Origin of the sequence: Streptomyces sp. NBC_00503, from assembly GCF_036346895.1 — a bacterium.
Lineage (GTDB): Bacteria > Actinomycetota > Actinomycetes > Streptomycetales > Streptomycetaceae > Streptomyces.
Map to the genome: position 1 here is coordinate 2719061 of NZ_CP107855.1, position 18842 is coordinate 2737902.

An 18842-nucleotide genomic window follows, 5' to 3' on the forward strand; every position below is an offset into this window, starting at 1 on the left:
GATGAGCTACAACCAGCCAGGGCCGTACGGGGGCCAGCAGCCGCAGCAGCCGGGGCCTTACGGGCAGCAGCCGCAGCAGCCGGGACCCTACGGTCAGCCCGGTCAGCCCGGTCAGCCCGGTCAGCCCGGCCCCTACGGGCAGCAGCCCGCCCCGCAGCCCGGCTACGGATACCCGCAGCAGGCTCCCCCCGGAATCCCGCCGCAGGGCTACCCGCAGCAGCCGCAGCAGCAGCCCCCGTACGGCGGCTACCCGCAGCAGCCTCCGTACGGCGGCACTCCCCCGAAGAAGTCCAAGGCCGGCGTCATCATCGCCGTGGTCGTGGCGGTCGCCGTGGTCGCGGGCGCCGGCTGGTACTTCACGAAGGGCGGCGGCGCGAGCGCCTCCATCTCGGCCGACACCAAGGGCTACAAGCTGGTGACCCCGGCGTCGGTCGACGACTTCAAGAAGGACCCGAAGAAGGACAGCAACAGCATCACCGACAAGGAGAAGCAGGAGGCCGAGGCGGCGGGCATCAAGAACCCCGCCCAGGTGAAGTCGGCCTACCAGTCCGGGGACCCGAAGAACCCGCTGACCGCCAAGGGCCTGAACTTCACCGGGGTCTACGGCGAAGTCGCCGACCCGGAGAAGACGGTGGACGCGCAGTTCGCCATGGCCAAGCTCAACGCCGGTGGCAAGAACGAAGACTTCAAGGTGGAGCTGATCGGGAGCCCCCAGGCGATGACCCCGGCCGGCTTCAAGGGCGCGGTGATGAAGTGCCAGGAGATGAAGATGACCTCCACGAGCACGAGCACCACGGACAAGGGGCCCAAGGAGATGACCCTGCCGGTCTGCATCTGGGGTGACTACAGCACCGTGAGCGTGGTCACCGCCAGCGACCTGGCTTCGATCCTGGCCGGCAAGAAGGGCTACACCCTGGAGCAGACCGCGGACCTCACCGCGAAGCTCTACAACACCGCCCGCGTCAAGAAGTAGCGGTAGCGGACGGCTCGCGGTCACACGCGAAAGGGGCGCCCCCGGTCGGGGGCGCCCCTTCTGCTTACGCGTACCTGGTCGGTGGTTACGCCGACTTCTCCTGCGGCCCCTGGTCCTTCGGGACGATCCGGGGGACCAGCGTCGGGTTGACGTTGGAGCGGACCACGTCCGAGGTGATGACCACGCGGGCCACGTCCTTGCGGGACGGGACCTCGTACATCACCGACATCAGGACCTCTTCCATGATGGCGCGCAGGCCGCGCGCGCCGGTCTGGCGGAGGATCGCCTGGTCGGCGATGGCTTCGAGGGCCTCGCGCTCGAAGTCCAGCTCGACGCCGTCGAGTTCGAACAGCCGCTGGTACTGCTTGACCAGCGCGTTGCGCGGCTCGATGAGGATCTGGAGCAGGGCCTCGCGGTCCAGGTTGTGCACCGAGGTGATGACGGGGAGACGGCCGATGAACTCGGGGATCATCCCGAACTTCACCAGGTCCTCCGGCATGACCTCCTGGAACTGGTTGCTCGCCTCGATCTCGCGCTTCGAGCGGATCGTCGCCCCGAAGCCGATGCCCTTGGCGCCGGCGCGGGACTCGATGATCCGCTCCAGGCCGGAGAAGGCGCCGCCCACGATGAACAGCACGTTCGTCGTGTCGATCTGGATGAACTCCTGGTGCGGGTGCTTGCGGCCGCCCTGCGGCGGTACCGAAGCGGTCGTGCCTTCCAGGATCTTCAGGAGGGCCTGCTGCACGCCCTCGCCGCTCACGTCGCGCGTGATCGACGGGTTCTCGCTCTTGCGGGCGACCTTGTCGATCTCGTCGATGTAGATGATCCCGGTTTCGGCCTTCTTGACGTCGTAGTCAGCGGCCTGGATCAGCTTGAGCAGGATGTTCTCGACGTCCTCGCCGACGTACCCGGCCTCCGTCAGCGCCGTCGCGTCGGCGATGGCGAACGGGACGTTGAGCATCCGGGCGAGGGTCTGCGCGAGGAGGGTCTTGCCGGAGCCCGTGGGGCCCAGCAGCAGGATGTTGGACTTCGCGAGCTCGATCGCGTCGTCGCGGCCCGTCCCGCCGCCGTTCTCGCCGGCCTGGACGCGCTTGTAGTGGTTGTACACCGCTACGGAGAGCGCCTTCTTCGCCGGCTCCTGGCCGACGACGTAGCTCTCCAGGAACTCGTAGATCTCCCGCGGCTTGGGAAGCTCTTCCCAGCGGACCTCGGAGGTCTCCGCGAGTTCCTCTTCGATGATCTCGTTGCAGAGGTCGATGCACTCGTCGCAGATGTACACACCGGGTCCCGCGATGAGCTTCTTCACCTGCTTCTGGCTCTTTCCGCAGAACGAGCACTTGAGCAGGTCGCCGCCGTCACCGATGCGTGCCACGAGGTGCTTCCCCTTCGCCTGGGAGACGCCTGGTTCAGCGCTCCTGGTGCCTCATATCCGACGGTACCTTGCCGGGGGCCCCGTGCGGGGCCCCCTTGACGTGGTTCACATCGCCGAATCCGGCGACGTGCCCACGCCAACTGGCGGCAAGGATCAGTTCGAAGTCTTGCGGGTCGCGACGACCTGGTCGATCAGGCCGTACGCCAGCGCGTCCTGAGCCGTGAGGATCTTGTCGCGCTCGATGTCGTCGCGGATCTTCTCGATCGGCGTCGAGGAGTGCAGGGCCAGCATGTTCTCCAGCTGGTCGCGCATGCGCAGGATCTCGTTGGCCGCGATCTCCAGGTCGGAGAGCTGCTCGCGGCCGGTGCCGCCCGAGGGCTGGTGGATCAGCACGCGGGCGTTCGGGAGCGCCATGCGCTTGCCGGGGGCGCCGGCGGCGAGCAGGACGGCGGCGGCGGAGGCCGCCTGGCCCATGCAGACCGTCGAGATGTCCGGCTTCACGAACTGCATCGTGTCGTAGATGGCCGTCAGCGCGGTGAAGGAGCCGCCGGGGCTGTTGATGTACAGGTAGATGTCGCGGTCCGGGTCCATCGACTCCAGGCACAGCAGCTGCGCCATGACGTCGTTGGCGGAGGCGTCGTCGATCTGCACGCCGAGGAAGATGATGCGCTCCTCGAAGAGCTTCGCGTACGGGTCGTACTCACGCACGCCCTGCGAGGTGCGCTCGACGAAGCGCGGGATGACGTAGCGGTTGTCCACCGGTGCGCCGGTGTAGAGGCCGCTCGCGGGAGAGAGATTGTTCATGTGCATCTGGGTGTTCACCATCCTGGTGGCGTTCTGCGGGCTGAGGCTTGCCTGGTGCGGGCGGGCGGGGCCCTCTACGGGGCCCTGCGCGCCGGGGCCGGGATCAGGCCCCGGTGCCGCCGCCGCCGGGAACCAGGGACGCGGCGGAGATGATCTCGTCGATGAGGCCGTAAGCCTTGGCCTCTTCCGCCGTGTACCAGCGGTCGCGGTCGCCGTCGCGGATGATCGTCTCCACGGTCTGACCGGAGTGGTGGGCGGTGATCTCAGCCATGCGCTGCTTCGTGCGCAGCAGGTACTGGGCCTGGATCTTGATGTCCGAGGCGGTGCCGCCGATGCCGGCGGAGCCCTGGTGCATCAGGATGTCGGTGTTCGGGAGCGCGAAGCGCTTGCCCGGGGTTCCGCCGGTGAGCAGGAACTGGCCCATGGAGGCCGCCATGCCCATACCGATGGTGACGACGTCGTTCGGGATGTACTGCATGGTGTCGTAGACCGCCATGCCGGCCGTCACCGAGCCGCCGGGGCTGTTGATGTACAGGTAGATGTCCTTCTCCGGCTCGGCGGCCAGGAGCAGGAGCTGCGCCGTGATCTTGTTCGCGATGTCGTCGTCTACCTGCTGGCCGAGGAAGATGATGCGCTCGCCGAGCAGCCGGTTGTAGACATGGTCGCCGAGGCCGCCACCGATGGACGGCTCACCCGCGGCGTAAGGCTTCAGATTCGTCACGTATCCACCTGCTCGTCTCCGACGGCCATGTGCCGTCTCAGCGTCTCGTTCTGGGGCGCGGACCAACCGTGCGGACGATGTCCACCGGCGTCGGGTACTCCCGTGCCCTCGTATTCATGGACCCTAACGCGCAGGTAGGACAACGCCATCCCGCTTCCCGAACTGTTCGCTCGGAGCGCAAGGTCCCGGGGGTCCCGGGCGGGCATGCCGAAGGGCCCGCACGCAGCCGCGTACGGGCCCTTCGGGCCGTGCTCCGGTACCGCGGCCGAGGGTGTCCCCGGCGTGGCCCGGCAGGTGTTACTTGGCCTCGTCGGCCGCGATCTCGCCGTCGGCCTCGACCACGTTCTCGACGGTCTCGGCGGCCTGCTCGACCGCGTTCTCGTCGTCCTCGTCGTCGGAGAGGTCGACGACCTCACCGTTGGTGTCGGTGACCTTGGCGGCCTCGACGACGGCCGCGAGGGCCTTGCCGCGGGCGACCTCGCCGACGAGCATCGGAACCTGGCCACCCTCGACGACGGCCTGGGCGAACTGGTCGGGGGACATGCCGGAGGAGGCAGCGCGCCGCATGAGGTGCTCGGTGAGCTCCTCCTGGTTGACGTTCAGCTTCTCCTTGTTGACCAGCTCGTCGAGGACGAACTGGGTCTTGATGCCCTTGATCGCCTGCTCGGCGGTCTCGGCGTCGAACTCCTCGACCGTCTTGCCCTGGATCTCGAGGTACTTCTCGATGGACAGGCCCATCTGGCCGAGCTGGTGGTGCTCGAGGTTGTGCTTGCGGGTCTGGACCTCGTCCGCGAGGAGCTTCTCGGGGATCGGGACCTCGACCAGCTCCAGCAGCTTCTCCAGGACGCGCTCCTGGGCCTGCGTGGCCTGGTCGTACTGCTTCATGTTCTCAAGGCGCTTGCGGCTGTCGGCCTTGAGCTCTTCGAGGGTGTCGAACTCGCTCGCCATGCCGGCGAACTCGTCGTCCAGCTCCGGCAGCTCGCGGGCGGAAACCTTGGTGACCTTGACGGTGACCTCGGCGTCCTTGCCCTCGGCGGAGCCGCCCTTCAGCTGGGAGGTGAAGGTGGCCTCGCCACCGGCCTCCAGGCCCTTGACGGCCTCGTCGATGCCTTCGAGAAGCTCACCGGAGCCGATGGTGTAGGAGACGTCCTGGGCGACACCGTCCTCCAGCACCTCGCCGTCGACCTTGGCTTCGAGGTCGATGGTGACGACGTCGCCGTCCTCCGCCGCGCGCTCGACGTCCTTGGTGGACGCGAAGCGGCCGCGCAGCTGCTCGACCGACTTCTCGACGTCCTCGTCCGAGACCTCGACGGCGTCCACGGTGACCTCGATGCCGGAGTAGTCCGGGATCTCGATCGCGGGGCGGATGTCGACCTCGGCGGTGAAGGCCAGCAGTTCGCCGTCCTTCAGCTCCGTGATGTCGACCTCGGGCTGGCCCAGCGGGTTCAGGTCGGCCTCGTTGACCGCCTCGGTGTAGAACTTCGGGAGGGCGTCGTTGACGGCCTCCTCCAGCACCGCACCGCGGCCGAAGCGCTGGTCGATGACGCGGGCCGGGATCTTGCCCTTGCGGAAGCCCTTCACCGTGACCTGCTGGTTGATCTTCTTGTAGGCCGCGTCGAGGCTGTCCTTGAGCTCCTCGAAGGGCACCTCAACAGTGAGCCGAACCCGAGTCGGGTTCAGGGTCTCCACGGCGCTCTTCACGGTTTGGTCTCCTTGGTGGCTGACTGCTGGGGGTCTCCGCCGTCACGCTGAGATTCAGCGGTTCGTCGGATCGGGCCCGGTACATCAGACACACGGGCACGCAGCTTGCATAGTAACCGCAAGCGGCAATCAGCCCACAACGCGATCATCAACGCGAGGTCGCGAGATCTGTCGGAGGACACTGCTGGTCGGGGTGGCCGGATTCGAACCGACGACCTTCCGCTCCCAAAGCGGACGCGCTACCAAGCTGCGCCACACCCCGTCGGTGCGACACGTAGGGTACATGCCCGAAGACCCTTTGCCGCGCGGTGTTTGCGCACAACCCCCGCCCCGCCCACACGCGGGCCCGTAATGGGGTGTGCGATGCCCCGCCGCGACCCGCTAGGATGCTGTCCGTGCCGCGCTCCCCGGATCCGCGGCGCACGCTGTGCGGGCGTAGCTCAATGGTAGAGCCCTAGTCTTCCAAACTAGCTACGCGGGTTCGATTCCCGTCGCCCGCTCTTCATGGCTCAGGGCCAGGTCAGAGGATGTTTCCTCGGATCTGGCCCTGATGCGTTTGCGGCCACGCCTCTCAGTACGATCAGCCCTCAACTTGAACGGGGGGGTATCGCATGAGCGCAGGAATGGCACTCGCGGTCAGTCGGGACAGGGAATGGATCATCCGCAACGCGAAGGGGCGGAAGTTCGTCTACGAATCCGCGGAGGAAGCCTTCGAGGAGCTGCAGGAGTACGGCGAGGGGGCCGTCGTGCTGACCCGCGAGGTCTATCGGGGCATGTTCCGCACCAAGCCCGTCACCGACTGGCAGGAGGTCGCGCCGCCCGTCGGCGACGCGGTCGCCGGGAGCTGATCCGACCTCACAGCGGGCCGCGGCCTGTTTTCGGCCGCGGCTCCGGCTGATCGGATCAGAGCTTGATGCCGGCGATCGTGGTGGCCAGGGAGTCCAGGAAGTTGTTGACGTCCGGGGCGATGGAGCTGGACGCGAGGAAGAAGCCGAAGAGGACCGCGACGATCGCGGGGCCGGCCTTGAGGTGATTTCCGCGGACGAGCACCACGAGGATGATCGCCAACAGAACCACTACTGACAGCGAAATGGCCACTTCTGATCACACCTTCGGTCGTCCCCTGGTCGGCCCGGGGCACGATCAGGCGTACCCCCACATGGACCATCCTCCCACCAACGCGCCCCGGCTATCCGTCTCGTGACGAATCGGCAGTGGCGCGTTTGCCTCAGGGGGCCTTGAGGCCCAGGAGGGAGCGGACGTAGAGGTACTTAACGGACAGGCGCTCCCGGGTCGGGGCGTCCAGGACCGCCAGGCGGGCCGGGTCCGCGTTGTGCGCGAGGTCGGCTTCCTTGACCAGCAGGGCGCCCGGGGTGGCGAGGATGCGGGCCGTGTACTCCTCGACCGGTTCGCCGGGGCGTTTGGTCAGGGCGAGGACCATCTCCTTGACGGATTGCGGGAGTCCGGCGGATTCCAGCCAGGCCGGAGTGAGGGCGTCGTCCTCGATCGAGTCGTGGAGCCAGGCCGCCGCCTGCTGTGCGTCCGACCCGCCGCGGGCGCGGACCCCCTCGGCCACGGCAGCGAGGTGCTCCGCGTACGGCCGGCCGGCCTTGTCGGTCTGGCCCTCGTGCGCGGCGCGGGCCAGGGCTTCGACCTCGGCGAGGGTCAGGGGTGTCGGGGGTGTCAGGGGGTGCCTATCGGTCATCCGAGCTCCTTCGCCGCGGTGTGCAGGGCCTGCGCGACCCGGCGCACATCCGCCTGCGTGGTGCGCCAGTTGGAGAACGCGGCGCGCAGGGCGGGGGTTCCCGCGTAGACGGTGGGGGTGAGGAAGACCTCCGGGCCGACCGCTTCGCGCAGGGCGGCGAGACGGGCCGTGGTGGGGTCCTCGGCGAGGGTGAAGCAGACGACGTTGAGGCGGACCGGGGCGAGGACCGTGAAGGACGGGTCCGCGGAGAGGGAATCCCCGAGGGAGCGGGCGCAGGCGATGTCCCGTTCGACGATCTCCCGGTGGCCCTCGCGGCCGTAGGCGCGCAGCGTGAACCAGGCGGCCAGCGCCCGCAGCCGGTGGGAGTTCTCCGGGGTGAGGTGCACCAGGTCGGGGTGGTCGCCGAGGGGGCCGAGGTAGGCGGCGGAGTTCTGGAAGACGCGGGCCTGGAGGTCTCGGCGGCGGGTGAACTGCACTGCGCTGTCGTAGGGGACGTTGAGCCACTTGTGGAGGTCGACGCAGACGGAGTCGGAGGCGTCGAGTCCGGCGGTGAGGTGGGCGTGGTCCGGGGAGAGCGCGGCGAACGCGCCGAAGGCGGCGTCAGTGTGCAGCCAGAAGTCGTGGCGTTCGCGCAGGGCCGCGACGGCGCGCAGGTCGTCGAAGTCAACGGAGTTGACGGTGCCGGCGTTCGCGACGACGACGGCGGGGCGGCCCGGCTCGTCGGCGAGGGCGCGTTCCAGGGCCGCGGGGTCGACGGCTTCTCGGCCGGGCAGGGTCGGTACGGGGACCAGGGCGCGGCGGCCGAGACCGAGGACCGAGAGGGCCTTGGCGATGGAGGAGTGCGGGGCGCCGGACAGCACCCGGACCGGGCCGAGCGCGGCCGCGCCGTCCTCGGCCGGAGAGACGCCGAGGCGTTCGCCCAGCCATTCGCGGGCGATGGCGAGGCCGGTGGTGTTGGACATGGTGGCGCCGCTGACGAAGGTGCCGGTGTGCGCGTCGGAGAGGCCGAAGAGCTCGCGGAGCCAGCCGACGGTCTCGCGTTCGAGGTCCTGACCGCCGCCGTCCAACGCGGAGTTGGAGTTCTGGTCGTGCGCCGCGGTCAGCCAGTCGCCCGCGAGGGCGGCGGGGGTCGCGCCGCCGGTGACGAAGCCGAGGTAGCGGGGTCCGGCGGAGGCCGACAGCCGCGGGGCCCAGCGTCCGGCGAAGGCGGCGAGGGCCTCCTCGGTGCCCGCCCCGCGCTCGGGCAGCGGCTCCGGAGCCGGAGGGCCGTCCTGGACGTCCGCTACGACGGGACGCGCGTCCAGGGCCGCGAGGGTCGCGGCGGCGGCGTCGCGGGTGGCATCCAGCAGTGCGGGGAAGCGGGCCAGGTCAGCGGCGAGGGTGCGGTCCATGGGGGCAGGTTAGGCGCCCCGCGAGGGCGTCGGACCGGCCAATCGGGGGCGAGTGGCCCGGACGCCGGGCCGCGGACCCCGGCGGGCCGGATCCGCCGCGCCGTAGGGTCGGGGGATGACCTGGAGACGGTGGGGGCGGGCCCTGGGCGGGGCGGGAGTTCTGGTGACGGTGCTGGCGGGGTGCGACACCCCACCGGCACCTCCGGCGGCGCCGGGGCCGACCGCCGGCACCCCCTCGGGCGGGCCTCGGGCGGGGGCCTCTTCGGCCGGTGAGGCGTGCCCCGAGGGCGGGGTGCGGCTGGTCGAGGGGGACGGGAACGCCGCCATGGGGTTGCGGGCGGAGTCCGTGCAGTTGGTCAACTGCGGGACCGGACCCTACGTGGTGGAGGGGTATCCCCAGCTGCGGCTGCTCGACAAGGCGCAGGCGCCCGTGGAGGTGACCGTGGCGCGCGGCGCGGCGGGCATCACCACCGGGGCCCCGAACGTGGACGCTCCCCCGCAGGAGGTGGTCATCGCGCCGGGGCAGTCCGCGTATGTGCCGATGGTGTGGCGCAACCTGGTCACCGAGACGGACGTGGTCGCGACGGAGGGGTGGGTGCTGGAGGTCGTCCCCCGGCCGGGTGCGCCGAAGCTGGTGCTGCGGCTGACCCGGCCGGTTGATCTGGGGAACACGGGGAAGCTCGGGATCGGGCCCTGGACTGCGCTCGCGCGGTGAGGCCGTTGACGGTTGTGGCCGTCCGTGGGGCGGCGGTGAGCGTGGTCATCCGGGCCGCGATCGTGGCGGCGGAGCTGCGCGGGAGCCGGTCCGCGATCATGCCGTCGGCGAGGAAGAGCACCTGGTCGGCGTGGGCGGCGGCGGCCGGGTCGTGCGTGACCATGACCACGGTGGCGCCGAGGGAGTCCACGGCGGTGCGGAGCAGGCCGAGCACCTCGGAGGCGGTGGTGGTGTCGAGGGCTCCGGTGGGCTCGTCGGCAAAGACCACGTCGGGGCGCGTGACCAGGGCGCGGGCGATGGCCACGCGCTGCTGCTGGCCGCCGGAGAGTTCGGCCGGTCGGCGCCTGCCCTTGCCCTCGAGGCCGACGCGGGCGAGCAGGTCGGCGGCGCGCGCGGTGTCCTGACGGCCGCCGGCCAGGCGCATCGGGAGCAGGACGTTCTGCTCGACGGTGAGGGAGGGCAGCAGGTTGAAGGCCTGGAAGACGAAGCCGAGGCGGCTGCGGCGGAGCTCGGTGAGCTGGTTCTCGTTCATGCCGGTGATCTCGGTGCCGCCGAGCCGGACGGAGCCCTCGGTGGGGAGGTCCAGGCCCGCGGCGCACTGGAGGAAGGTGGACTTGCCGGAGCCGGAGGGGCCCATCACGGCGGTGAAGCTGCCGCGGGGCAGGCTGAGGTCGATCCCGCGCAGCGCGTGGACCGCGGTGGGGCCGCGGCCGTACCTCCGCCGGACCCCGCGCAGCTCGACGGCGGCGGCGGGGTCGTGGGCCTGGCCGGTCTGCCCGGGCTGCCGCGTTTGCTGGTCGGCCTGCCGCTTGCTGCGCCGGAGCCCCATGGTGTGCCGCCTTCCGTGCCGGTCGACCACCCGGTGGTGATCGTGTCCACGACGCTACGGAGGGCGGTGGGGCGGTGACCATGGCGGAAGCCGGCGGACCGGTGGTGGGGTAAACCCGACCCCGCAGGGCCGAGCCGTGCGAGCGGCGCGTTAAAAGGGCGCGCGGCGGATCAGGAGCAGCGCGCGGTCGTCGTTGACGTCCTTGGCGACCTTTTCGATCAGGTGCCAGGTCGCGCCTTCCCAGCCGGCGGCGACGTAGCGGTCGGCCTCGCCGGTGAGGCGGTCCATGCCCTCGCTGATGTCGCGTTCGGCGGTCTCGACGAGGCCGTCGGTGAAGAGCATCAGGACGTCGCCGCGCCGCAGGTTCCCTTGGGCCGGTACGAATTCGGCTCCGTCGTAGACGCCGAGCAGGGGGCCCTCGCCGGAGACTTCCTGCCAGCGGCCGGTGCCCGCGCTGAGCTGGAGGGCGGGCAGGTGGCCGGCGGAGAGGAGTTCGTAGTCGCCGGTTTCCAGGTCGAGGACGAGGTGGATGGAGGTGGCGAAGCCCTCGTCCCAGTCCTGGCGGAGCAGGTAGCCGTTGGCGGCGGGCAGGAAGCCGTGCGGTGGGAGGGCGCCGAGGAGGCCGCCGAAGGCGCCCGAGAGGAGGAGGGCGCGGGAGCCCGCCTCCATGCCCTTGCCGGAGACGTCGGTGAGGACGATCTCCAGGGTGCGGCCGCCGTTGGTGCGGGCGGCGACGACGAAGTCTCCGGAGAAGGACTGGCCGCCGGCCGGGCGCAGGGCCATCTCGCGGTGCCAGCCGCGCGGAAGGGCGGGCAGCTTGCTCTGGACCCGGATGCGTTCGCGCAGGTCGAAGAGCATGGTGCCGCCGCGCCGCCAGGGCACTCCGACGCGGCTGCGGAACTGGGCGATGACCAGTCCGAAGAATCCGCAGGCGGCGACGACCAGCACGGTGCCGGGGGTGACCCGGGCGGGGCCCTGGGTGTACGGACCGAGGACCAGGGCTTCGACGATGAGCGCGGCCGCGGAGGCCGCGTACAGGGCGAGGAGGCTGGCGGGGCGCAGCAGCAGGCCGCCCGCGACGATCGGCAGGACCAGCGCGGAGGGCGAGAACCAGACCGGCAGCATCAGGGTGCCGCAGGCGATGGCGGGGATGGTGAGCAGCAGTCCGCCGAAGGCGAGCCAGTCGGAGGCGTCGCCGCGGAAGTAGTCGACGGCGGATTTGCGCAGGGCGGTGCGGGCCCGGTGCGACAGCATGCGCGTCCGGGCCAGGAGAGTCTCCACGTGTGCTCCGGCCATTGCTTCGGGACCCTATCCATCCTGGCTGTGCGCGCGCAGGGGTACCCCCTGAGATGGGCCCATCGGCAACCGAAAAGAGATCGACCGGGACGGATTGCCCTGATAGGGATGGCCGTATGGCTCTTGAGATGCGCGTTTTGCAAGCTGATGAGTGGGATGTCTGGTACGACCATCTGGAACTGGCGTTCGGTGGGGTGCCGGAATCCGCTGAGGAGCGGGAGCTGTACAAATCACTCACCGAGACGGAGCGCTCCCTCGCAGTCTGGGACGGGGAGACCTGCGTGGGCGCGGCCGGGGCCTTCTCCTTCCGCCTCTCCGTGCCGGGCGGGGCGCTCGTGCCCGCCGCCGGTGTCACGATGGTGGGCGTCTCCCCCACCCACCGCAGGCGGGGGGTGCTGACTTCGCTGATGCGCCGGCAATTGGACGACGTCCGTGCGGGTGGTGAACCGCTCGCCGTGCTGACGGCCTCGGATCCGGCGATCTACGGGCGCTTCGGCTACGGCACGGGCGCGTACTCGATGTCGGTGGAGATCGACACCACCCGCGTACGGCTTTCCGTGCCGCCGGGGACCGACGGCGTACGGCTGCGGCTGGTCGATCCGCGCAAGGCTCTGGCCGACTGCGAGCGGGTCTACGCGGCGCTGGTCGCGGGCCGCCCCGGGATGCCGGCCCGGCAGCCGGGCTGGGAGCAGCAGGCGCTGCTGGACCCGGAGTCCTCCCGCAACGGCGCGTCTCCGCTGAAGTGCGTGGTCGCGGAGCGGGCGGACGGCGAGGTGGTCGGGTACGCCCGCTACCGGGTCAAGGACGACTGGGAGCTGTCCGGCTCGGACGGCAAGGTGGACGTCGCCGATCTCGACGCGCTCGACCCGGCGGCGTACGCGGCGCTGTGGCAGTACGTGTTCTCCATCGACCTGACCTGGACCGTCCGGGCCAACAAGCGGCCGGCGGACGATGCGCTGCTCCACCTGGTCTCCGACGTCCGGCGGACGCGGGCGCGGCTGCGCGACTCGCTGCACGTGCGGCTCGTGGACCTGCCCGCGGCGCTGTCCGCGCGGACCTACGGGGCTGCGCTGGACGTGGTGCTGGAGGTCGAGGACGCGTTCTGCCCGTGGAACGCGGGGCGCTGGCGGCTGTCCGCCGACGCGGACGGGCCCGCCACCTGTACCCGGACGGAGGACCCGGCCGACCTGGAACTGTCGGTTCGGGAGCTCGGGGCGGCGTATCTGGGCGGGACCACCCTGAACTCGCTGGCCGCGGCCGGCCTGGTGCGCGAGGTCCGCGCGGGGGCGCTCATGGCGGCGTCACGGGGCTTCGCCGGCGACGTGGCCCCCTGGCTGCCGCACGGCTTCTAGCGCGGCGGCGGCCCGGCCGGCTCGGACCCGGGGCGCCCGGTGGGCCTCCGGCGCCGCCGGGCTGCACCGCCCGCTCCCGTTCCCGCGGCCGGGTCGTCTAGCGGCCCTGGCACCCCGGGCACCAGAAGAGGTTGCGGGCGGCGAGACCGGCGGTGCGGATCTCGCCCCCGCAGATGTGGCAGGGCATGTTCGCCCTCCGGTAGACGTACACCTCGCCGCCGTGGTCGTCCACCCTCGGCGGGCGGCCCATGGCCTCCGGCAGGTGCTCGTCGCGCACGGTGTCGATCCGGTTGTTGCGCACGCCCTCGCGCATGAGCAGCACCAGGTCGGCCCAGATCGCGTCCCACTCGCGGCGGGCCAGGTCCTTGCCCAGGCGGTACGGGTCGATGCCGTGCCGGAAGAGCACCTCGGCGCGGTAGACGTTGCCGACGCCCGCGACGATCTTCTGGTCCATCAGCAGGGCGGCGACGGTGGTGCGGGAGCGGGAGATCCGGGCCCAGGCGCGGTCCGGGTCGTCGGCCGGGCGCAGCGGGTCCGGGCCTAGGCGCTCGTGTATCGCCTTCTTCTCGCCGTCCGCGATCAGCGCGCAGGTGGTGGGGCCGCGCAGGTCCGAGTAGTGGTCGCCGTTGGCGATGCGCAGCCGGACCGTGTCGGTGGGCGGGGGCACCGGGGGCGTGCCGAGGGCGTACTTGCCGAACAGTCCGAGGTGGATGTGGATCCAGTCCCCGCCCTCGAAGGCCAGGAAGAGGTGCTTGCCGTGCGCCTCGGCACCGTCCAGGATCCGCCCGTCGAGCAGGGCGGCGCTCTCGGCGAACCGGCCCTGGGGACTGCTGACGGAGACCTCGCGGCCGGCGAACCGGTCGAGGTGGTCCTCGGCGAGGCGGTGGATCGTATGCCCCTCGGGCACGGCGGGACTCCTCGGAAAGCCGACGGGAAAAGAAAAACCGGCCGCGCCGCCCCGGAAGGCGTCGCGGCCGGAAAGCGGGATCAGCCCTGCGGGTGGTGCGCCGGGATCGGGGGCAGCTCGCCGGTGGTCTCGTAGGCGGAGAGCATGTCGATGCGCCGGGTGTGACGCTCCTCGCCGGAGTACGGGGTCGCCAGGAACGCCTCGATGAAGGAGACGGCCTCGTCCTGCGTGTGCATCCGGCCGCCGACCGAGATGACGTTGGCGTTGTTGTGCTCGCGGCCGAGCTTCGCGGTGTCGACGCTCCAGGCCAGGATGGCGCGGACGCCCTTGACCTTGTTCGCGGCGATCTGCTCGCCGTTGCCGGAGCCGCCGATCACGATGCCGAGGGCGTCGGCGTCCGCGGCGGTCTGCTCCGCGGCGCGCAGGCAGAACGGCGGGTAGTCGTCCACCGCGTCGTAGATGTGGGGCCCGCAGTCGACGGGCTCGTGGCCGTTGTTCTTGAGCCAGTCCACCAGGTGGTTCTTGAGCTCAAAGCCGGCATGGTCGGATCCGAGGTACACGCGCATGGGTCGAGTGTGGCACGAGCGCCCCCGGCGGGCCGCAGCGGGTGTCGCGTAAGTCACTTCTAAAGCTCAAGTAAACCCAAAGGACGCAGATGGGACACGGTAGGACCAAGGTCCTGGACGTTCGCCCCATCGCAACGATCCGGATTGGGGTCTTCCGCCCTGCGTTCATCTCAGGTTTGAATGCCCGGGCTCGCACCCCGAGAACCTAAGGATCCGTCCATGAGTTCCATGACGACCCTGCAGAAGGCAGGCGACCCGACCGGTGAACCCGGTTCCGCCCAGCCCTCCGATGGCCTGAAGGCCGGTCTCAAGAACCGCCACCTGTCCATGATCGCCATCGGCGGCGTCATCGGCGCCGGCCTCTTCGTCGGCTCCGGCGGCGGTATCGCCAAGACCGGTCCCGCCATCCTGATCTCCTACGCGCTCGTCGGCGCGATGGTCGTCTTCGTCATGCGGATGCTGGGCGAGATGGCCGCGGCCAGCCCGAACTCCGGGTCCTTCTCCGCGTACGCCGACCGCGCGCTCGGCCGCTGGGCCGGATTCTCCATCGGCTGGCTGTACTGGTTCTTCTGGGTCGTCGTGCTGGCCGTGGAGGCCACCGCCGGGGCCGTGATCCTCGAAGGCTGGGTGCCGGCCGTCCCGCAGTGGGCCTGGGCCCTGATCGTGATGGCCGTGCTGACGGTCACCAACCTCGGCTCGGTCGCCTCGTACGGCGAGTTCGAGTTCTGGTTCGCCGGCATCAAGGTCGTCGCCATCGGCAGCTTCGTGGTCATCGGCATGCTGGCCGTCTTCGGCGTGCTGCCGGGCTCGGACAACCCGGGCGCGGGCTTCGCGCACCTCACCGACACCGGCGGGTTCATGCCGAACGGCTGGGGTTCGGTCCTCACCGGTGTGCTGATGGTCGTCTTCTCCTTCATGGGCAGCGAGATCGTCACGCTGGCCGCCGGCGAGTCCGAGGACCCGCGGCGCGCGGTCACCAAGGCCACCAACTCGGTGATCTGGCGGATCGGCGTCTTCTACCTGGGCTCGATCTTCATCGTCCTGACCCTGCTGCCGTGGAACGACAAGTCGATCACCGAAAAGGGCTCGTACGTCGCCGCCCTGGACTCGATCGGCATCGCGCACGCCGGACAGATCATGAACGTGATCGTGCTGACGGCCGTGCTGTCCTGCCTGAACTCGGGCCTGTACACCGCCTCCCGCATGGCCTTCTCGCTGGGCGAGCGCGGCGATGCCCCCAAGGCCTTCGCCAAGGTGAGCAAGCGCGGTGTGCCCACGGCCGCGATCCTGGGCTCGGTGGTCTTCGGCTTCGTCGCCGTCTACTTCAACTACGCCTTCAAGGACACGGTCTTCAGCTTCCTGCTGAACGCCTCGGGCGCGATCGCGCTGTTCGTGTGGCTGGTGATCTGCCTGACCCAGCTGCGGATGCGCGGAATCCTGATGCGCGAGGCTCCGGAGAAGGTGACGGTGAAGATGTGGTTCTTCCCGTACCTGACCTGGGCCACCGCTGCGATGATCACCTTCGTCCTGGGCTACATGGTCTACGACAAGGACAACCGCGAGACCGTCATGCTGTCGCTGCTGGTGGCGGCCGTGGTGATCGCCATCGGCGTGGTCCGCGACGTGCGCCGCAAGGCCGCCGCGCGCCTCGCCGCGTGATCGCGGCCCCGTAGGAACGACGGCGGCAGCCCCGGACCGTGCTCACGGTCCGGGGCTGCCGCCGTCCGGGTCCGGTGCGCGGGGCCCCGTACCCTCGACCCCGTGCCCCGCAACGAAAAGAAGCCCCGCCGGCTGGTGGCCGACGGGCGCGTGTACATGTGGACGATGCGCCACCGTCACCGCAGGGACGGGGACGGCCGGGCCGTGGACTGCCGCCAGACCCTCACCCTGTCCCCGCAGCCGTCGGGCACCGGCGGCCCGCTGCGGATCGTCTTCGCCGAAGGCCCCGGCCGGTACGTCCCGGGCGGGGCCCCCTTGGGTTCCGGGGATGTGGGCTTCACCCGGGGCTCCGACCTCAACCTGCACGAACCGGGCGCCGTACGGGCCCTGCTGGACGAGGCCATGGCCCGCGGATGGCGGCCCGATGAGCGCGGTCCTGTGGAACTCGACGGCTGGACCCTGATCGAGGCGGCCGCCGCCCGGGCCGGGGCGCCGGCACCGGGTCCGTGAGCCCATGGGCTCAGCCGCGGCGGCCCACCAGCTTCCAGGCGGCCGGCAGCAGGCCCATCGCCAGCGCGGCCTTGAGCGCGTCGCCGATCAGGAAGGGCGTCAGCCCCGCCGCGACAGCCGCGCCGAAGGACATCCCGGTGGACAGCGCGAGATAGGGGACGCCGACCCCGTAGATGACGGCGGAGCCCAGCACCATCGTGCCCGCGGTCCGCAGGACCGAGCGGTCGGAGCCGCGCCGCGCGAGGGCGCCGACGACGGTGGCGGCGAGCAGCATGCCGAGCACGTAGCCGAAGGAGGCCCCGCCCGCGCCGGAGGTGCCGCCCGCGAACCACGGCACGCCGGCCATGCCGGCCAGGGCGTAGAGGGCGAGCGAGAGGAAGCCGCGGCGGGCGCCGAAGGCGGTGCCCACCAGGAGCGCGGCGAAGGTCTGGCCGGTGACGGGGACCGGGGAGCCGGGGACGGGCACGGCGATCTGCGCGGCCAGACCGGTGAGCGCGGCTCCGCCGGCGACGAGCGCGATGTCGCGGACGCGGCTCGCGGACGCGGGCAGCAGGTCGGCGAGGACGGCGCCGGGCCGGAAGGAGACGGAAGCAGTGCTCATGACGGGGGCTCCGCGAAGATCGTGGTGAGAGGGACGATCACCGACGTTAGTGCGGGGACCGGCGCCGCCCCAGCGTCGCCCGGGACAAAGCCTCGCTCCCCGGTTTGGTGGGGAGTGCACAAAGACCCGGTCCGACGCCCGAGTTGAAGTGATCCGTATCACGACCCACTAGCCACCGGTCGTCCGTTTTGCGCGGATGGACGCTGTGCGGGGAGACTGTGGGGTCCCTCCAATCCTCGCGGCCCCCACCGCCACCAGGCCACAGAGAGTACGAGCACCCCTCATGCGCGACCGCCTGCCCGAACCGCCCTCCCCCGTGGACGACCTGCCACCGGAACCCCTGAGCCACAGCCTCAAGCAGCGCCACCTGACCATGCTGGGCCTCGGCGGTGTGATCGGCGCCGGGCTGTTCGTCGGCTCCGGCGCGGGGATCACCATCGCGGGTCCCGCGATCATCTGCTCGTACCTGCTCGCGGGCGTCCTGGCGATGCTGGTGATGCGGGCGCTGGGTGAGATGTCGGCGGCGATGCCCGCCTCCGGCTCCTTCTCCGTCTACGCGGAGAAGGCGCTCGGCCGGTGGGCCGGTTTCTCGGCGGGCTGGCTGTACTGGTTCCTGCTGGTCGTGGTGCTGGCCGTGGAGGCGACGGCGGCGGCGAAGATCGCCAGCGGCTGGCTGCCCTCGGTGGACCAGTGGGTCTGGGTGCTCCTGTTCATGGTGGTCTTCACCGTGAGCAACCTGGCCGCGGTGCGCAACTTCGGCGAGTTCGAGTTCTGGTTCGCCGCCCTCAAGGTCGGCGCGATCGTGCTGTTCCTGATCCTCGGCACGCTGGCCGTCTTCGGCTTCCTGCCTGACACCGATCCGGTCGGCATGGCCAATCTGACCGGCCAGGGCGGGTTCTTCCCGAACGGGGCGAGCGGGGTGGTGGCCGGCATGCTGGCCGTCGTCTTCGCCTTCGGCGGCCTGGAGGTCGTCACCATCGCGGCCGCCGAGTCGGACGACCCGGCCCGGTCCGTGGCCCGCGCGGTGCGCAGCGCCGTATGGCGCATCCTCTTCTTCTACGTGGGCTCGATGCTGGTCATCGTGAGCCTGCTGCCGTGGGATTCCCTCGAGCCGGGGCAGAGCCCGTACGTGGCGGTCCTCGACTCGATCGGCATCGCGCACGCCGGCCAGATCATGGACGTCGTGATCTTCGTGGCCCTGCTGTCGGCGCTCAACGCCAACCTGTACGGGTCCTCGCGCATGGTGTTCTCGCTGGCGGAGCGGGGCGAGGCGCCCAAGGCCCTGCTGAAGGTCTCGCCCGGCGGGGTGCCGCGCCGGGCGGTCGTCGCCTCGGTGGCCTTCGGGTTCGTCTCGGTGGTGCTGAACCTGCTGTGGCCGGACACGATCTTCCTCTACATGCTCAACGCGGTGGGCGCGGTGCTGCTCTTCGTGTGGGTGCTGATCGCGGTCTCGCAACTGAAGCTGCGCCGGAAGATCGAGCGGGACATGCCGGAGCGGCTGACGCTGCCGATGTGGCTCTTCCCGTACGCGACCTGGGCGGCGCTGATCGCGATGGCCACGGTGCTGGTGCTGATGTTGTTCGACGATTCGGCGCGGCCGCAGTTGCTGTGGTCCTCGGGAGCGGCGGCCGCGGTGCTGTTGGTGGCGTGGATCCGTGAGCTGCGGGAGAAGCGGGCTGTTCGCCCCTGAGCGAGCCCGGTGTCCGGATCTTGGACAGCGAATGTCCGATAACCGGACAG

The 18842-nt window shown here is 70.6% G+C and carries 18 protein-coding genes, 2 tRNA genes and 1 pseudogene; 8 read left to right on the forward strand and 13 right to left on the reverse strand.

All coding sequences use genetic code 11. From position 1 onward, the window contains the following. The first annotated feature begins 1 nt into the window (after window position 1). Entirely contained in the window at window positions 2–973 is a 972-nt protein-coding gene (locus OG490_RS12715; RefSeq protein WP_330296397.1) for a hypothetical protein, read from the forward strand. A gap of 85 nt (window positions 974–1058) precedes the next feature. Here the strand turns inward: OG490_RS12715 and clpX are convergent, their stop codons facing one another. The 5 genes from clpX to OG490_RS12740 all read right to left on the reverse strand — a co-directional run bounded on the left by clpX (window position 1059) and on the right by OG490_RS12740 (window position 5833). Then, window positions 1059–2345 (reverse strand): ATP-dependent Clp protease ATP-binding subunit ClpX, encoded by a 1287-nt coding sequence (clpX, locus tag OG490_RS12720; protein ID WP_330296398.1) that lies wholly within the window; start codon window positions 2343–2345, stop codon window positions 1059–1061. Between the two features lie 153 nt (window positions 2346–2498). Continuing rightward, window positions 2499–3170 carry an ATP-dependent Clp protease proteolytic subunit gene (locus tag OG490_RS12725; protein ID WP_330296399.1) on the reverse strand — a complete coding sequence of 224 codons (672 nt, stop codon included), beginning with the start codon at window positions 3168–3170 and terminating at the stop codon, window positions 2499–2501. A gap of 82 nt (window positions 3171–3252) precedes the next feature. Beyond that, a complete protein-coding gene (locus tag OG490_RS12730; RefSeq protein WP_250739480.1) occupies window positions 3253–3870 on the reverse strand; it encodes an ATP-dependent Clp protease proteolytic subunit in 618 nt (205 codons plus the stop codon). A 297-nt stretch (window positions 3871–4167) separates the two neighbouring features. Beyond that, a complete protein-coding gene (gene tig / locus OG490_RS12735) occupies window positions 4168–5571 on the reverse strand; it encodes a trigger factor (protein ID WP_330296400.1) in 1404 nt (467 codons plus the stop codon). Window positions 5572–5756: 185 nt separating this feature from the next. Further along, window positions 5757–5833: transfer RNA gene (locus OG490_RS12740), tRNA-Pro, on the reverse strand. 167 nt (window positions 5834–6000) lie between these two features. Between OG490_RS12740 and OG490_RS12745 the strand changes: the two genes are divergently transcribed. Next, window positions 6001–6071: transfer RNA gene (locus tag OG490_RS12745), tRNA-Gly, on the forward strand. A 111-nt stretch (window positions 6072–6182) separates the two neighbouring features. Continuing rightward, complete coding sequence (locus tag OG490_RS12750) at window positions 6183–6419, forward strand: hypothetical protein (RefSeq protein WP_330296401.1); 237 nt, start codon at window positions 6183–6185, stop codon at window positions 6417–6419. A 55-nt stretch (window positions 6420–6474) separates the two neighbouring features. Here the strand turns inward: OG490_RS12750 and OG490_RS12755 are convergent, their stop codons facing one another. The 3 genes from OG490_RS12755 to OG490_RS12765 all read right to left on the reverse strand — a co-directional run bounded on the left by OG490_RS12755 (window position 6475) and on the right by OG490_RS12765 (window position 8667). Further along, window positions 6475–6669: a hypothetical protein gene (locus OG490_RS12755; RefSeq protein WP_330296402.1), complete on the reverse strand. Its 195-nt coding sequence runs from the start codon at window positions 6667–6669 to the stop codon at window positions 6475–6477. A gap of 130 nt (window positions 6670–6799) precedes the next feature. After that, entirely contained in the window at window positions 6800–7276 is a 477-nt protein-coding gene (locus OG490_RS12760) for an HD domain-containing protein (protein ID WP_330296403.1), read from the reverse strand. After that, a complete protein-coding gene (locus tag OG490_RS12765) occupies window positions 7273–8667 on the reverse strand; it encodes a pyridoxal phosphate-dependent decarboxylase family protein (protein ID WP_330296404.1) in 1395 nt (464 codons plus the stop codon). Before OG490_RS12765 ends, OG490_RS12760 begins: the two co-directional genes overlap by 4 nt. Window positions 8668–8782: 115 nt before the next feature. Between OG490_RS12765 and OG490_RS39175 the strand changes: the two genes are divergently transcribed. After that, entirely contained in the window at window positions 8783–9382 is a 600-nt protein-coding gene (locus OG490_RS39175; RefSeq protein WP_443065797.1) for a DUF4232 domain-containing protein, read from the forward strand. A gap of 13 nt (window positions 9383–9395) precedes the next feature. Here OG490_RS39175 and OG490_RS12775 read toward each other — a convergent pair. Together OG490_RS12775 and OG490_RS12780 are read right to left on the reverse strand one after the other, a co-directional pair. Further along, a pseudogene (locus OG490_RS12775) lies at window positions 9396–10211 on the reverse strand (ABC transporter ATP-binding protein); the annotation flags it as partial. A 150-nt stretch (window positions 10212–10361) separates the two neighbouring features. Continuing rightward, the gene (locus OG490_RS12780; RefSeq protein WP_330296406.1) at window positions 10362–11507 is read right to left on the reverse strand and encodes a PP2C family protein-serine/threonine phosphatase; all 1146 of its coding nucleotides are present in this window, start codon (window positions 11505–11507) and stop codon (window positions 10362–10364) included. Between the two features lie 116 nt (window positions 11508–11623). Between OG490_RS12780 and OG490_RS12785 the strand changes: the two genes are divergently transcribed. Then, window positions 11624–12859 (forward strand): GNAT family N-acetyltransferase, encoded by a 1236-nt coding sequence (locus OG490_RS12785; RefSeq protein ID WP_330296407.1) that lies wholly within the window; start codon window positions 11624–11626, stop codon window positions 12857–12859. A 97-nt stretch (window positions 12860–12956) separates the two neighbouring features. Here OG490_RS12785 and OG490_RS12790 read toward each other — a convergent pair whose 3' ends face one another. Further along, entirely contained in the window at window positions 12957–13766 is an 810-nt protein-coding gene (locus tag OG490_RS12790; protein ID WP_330296408.1) for an Fpg/Nei family DNA glycosylase, read from the reverse strand. Between the two features lie 80 nt (window positions 13767–13846). After that, entirely contained in the window at window positions 13847–14332 is a 486-nt protein-coding gene (locus tag OG490_RS12795) for a ribose-5-phosphate isomerase (protein WP_330296409.1), read from the reverse strand. Between the two features lie 219 nt (window positions 14333–14551). Between OG490_RS12795 and OG490_RS12800 the strand changes: the two genes are divergently transcribed. Together OG490_RS12800 and OG490_RS12805 are read left to right on the forward strand one after the other, a co-directional pair. After that, on the forward strand, window positions 14552–15991 hold the full coding sequence (locus tag OG490_RS12800; protein ID WP_330296410.1) for an amino acid permease: 1440 nt from the start codon (window positions 14552–14554) through the stop codon (window positions 15989–15991). Between the two features lie 102 nt (window positions 15992–16093). Further along, window positions 16094–16501: a hypothetical protein gene (locus OG490_RS12805; protein ID WP_330296411.1), complete on the forward strand. Its 408-nt coding sequence runs from the start codon at window positions 16094–16096 to the stop codon at window positions 16499–16501. 10 nt (window positions 16502–16511) lie between these two features. On the opposite strand, the gene OG490_RS12810 is transcribed toward OG490_RS12805, so the two are convergent. After that, window positions 16512–17102 carry a biotin transporter BioY gene (locus tag OG490_RS12810; protein ID WP_330296412.1) on the reverse strand — a complete coding sequence of 197 codons (591 nt, stop codon included), beginning with the start codon at window positions 17100–17102 and terminating at the stop codon, window positions 16512–16514. A gap of 283 nt (window positions 17103–17385) precedes the next feature. Between OG490_RS12810 and OG490_RS12815 the strand changes: the two genes are divergently transcribed. Beyond that, window positions 17386–18792, forward strand: a complete 1407-nt coding sequence (locus OG490_RS12815) for an amino acid permease (RefSeq protein WP_330296413.1) — start codon at window positions 17386–17388, stop codon at window positions 18790–18792. Window positions 18793–18842: the final 50 nt, after the last annotated feature.